The sequence below is a fragment of the Nonlabens sp. genome, from assembly GCF_018401815.1.
In the GTDB taxonomy this organism is placed as follows: Bacteria; Bacteroidota; Bacteroidia; order Flavobacteriales; family Flavobacteriaceae; genus Nonlabens.
In genome coordinates, this window is sequence record NZ_JAGYKG010000023.1 from 1 (window position 1) to 1532 (window position 1532).

A 1532-nucleotide genomic window follows, 5' to 3' on the forward strand; every position below is an offset into this window, starting at 1 on the left:
CCTTTTGTATCAGCAATAGCTGAATACGATTCCGAATCCTTTAATGTTGCCCTCAAGACCACCGTTCTTGGCCACCTTCATTTCGCTGTGGGTTTGCTTGATATGCAGGCACTATCCGGATTCTTCACCTACCGCTTTAACCTATCTAACCGATGAGAGTTTTCTTTATATATGCCCTGCTAAGTTTTGGGCTTTATACGACGCATGCGCAGCAATCAACTATAGTGCAGTCGTTAGCGGAACAGGGCTTCGAGAATGTGGCTGCAGTGCAAAAGGGTGCAGACCTCTATATCACCTATGAGAATAACCTCTACCGTTTTGAGGCCAAGGGCTTAGCAAATATAATCGCCCAGCTCACGGAGACCGATTTAAGCCTGTACGAGCGCGTTCATTTCTTGTTGAGAAGTCAAGACATTCCGATGGCAATGGCTACCCTCGCTGTAAACGATTTTGACGCGTATAAGAGCGGTTTAATCGATCGCTACACCCTAGCTTCAGCCATGCAGTTCTCTATCGAAATTGAGAAGGCAGAGAGCTATTTTAAAGAAGCCGAGCGCGAGAACCTGTCGTTCTATAAGGTTGACGTTCCGGTTGGGGTTCGCCTAGATTACCTGCTTGGAGATTTCAGAGACGGATTTCAATCGCGCACCTACGTAAACTCTCGCGTGCTCTCCACCTTCGGACGCGGAACCGAATTTGAATTCGACTTCTTAAATATCGTCCAAAATGACATACCGGGCCGTGCCATCTCCTCACCCGTGACCATGAAGGTCACCCAGAGCGCCCGATTCGGGCAAAACACCTTTCTAAGCGCCAGCCTGGGCTATCTGCCTCAGGGCAAATTCGGGCTGTACACCCGCTTTCGTAACTACCTCGACCAGGAGCGCTTCTACCTAGAGCTCATCTACGGAGTCACCCGCACCGGATACCTCGACCAGAACTGGGTCGTTCAAAACAACCGCAACAGCAATGCCCTATGGCAAGCGATCTTCAACTACCGATGGAACAAGTACGACACCGACATCAACCTATCCTATGGAACCTTTGCCGCCGCCGACCTAGGCTACAAATTTCAGGTGCAACGTCAGTTCAACGAGGTGTATTTTAGCCTCTTCTATTCGCGCACCGATCTAGCAAGCTCCGGATCATTTGGCTCAGAAGAACCCGCCATCATCGGATTCTCGCTTACCGTACCCTTCGGACAATCCAAGTTCATGAAACCCGGACGCATCCGCGCCCGAACCGAAGACCAATTCTACTTGCTCTATCGTTATTCTGGATTCTCTTTCTCAGGCATAGACGTGATGTTTGCCAACGATATCTTCTCGGATATTAGAGAATTTTATCCTGAGGTGTTGCGTAAAGGGGTAATGAAGCATTTGAAATAGGCTACTACCTAACATTTCGGTATTGATCTTTAAGGCGTTGGTTGCAATTTTATAAATTATAGTATAGATTTATATCCTATAATTTATCTAACACACACATGACTGCGCAAAAAAGACTAACAACGAATGACTTAGAAGTTTTAC

1 protein-coding gene is annotated in these 1532 nt (G+C 47.3%); it reads left to right on the top strand.

Annotated elements, in window-relative coordinates:
* Positions 1-152 precede the first annotated feature (152 nt).
* Positions 153-1388 carry a YjbH domain-containing protein gene (locus KG732_RS12950; RefSeq protein WP_213524449.1) on the top strand — a complete coding sequence of 412 codons (1236 nt, stop codon included), beginning with the start codon at positions 153-155 and terminating at the stop codon, positions 1386-1388.
* The last annotated feature ends 144 nt before the right edge of the window (positions 1389-1532 follow it).

Excerpts from the sequence above, each read along its gene's own strand:
- KG732_RS12950 (WP_213524449.1), top strand. The coding sequence starts at position 153 with ATGAGAGTTTTCTTTATATATGCCCTGCTAAGTTTTGGGCTTTATACG.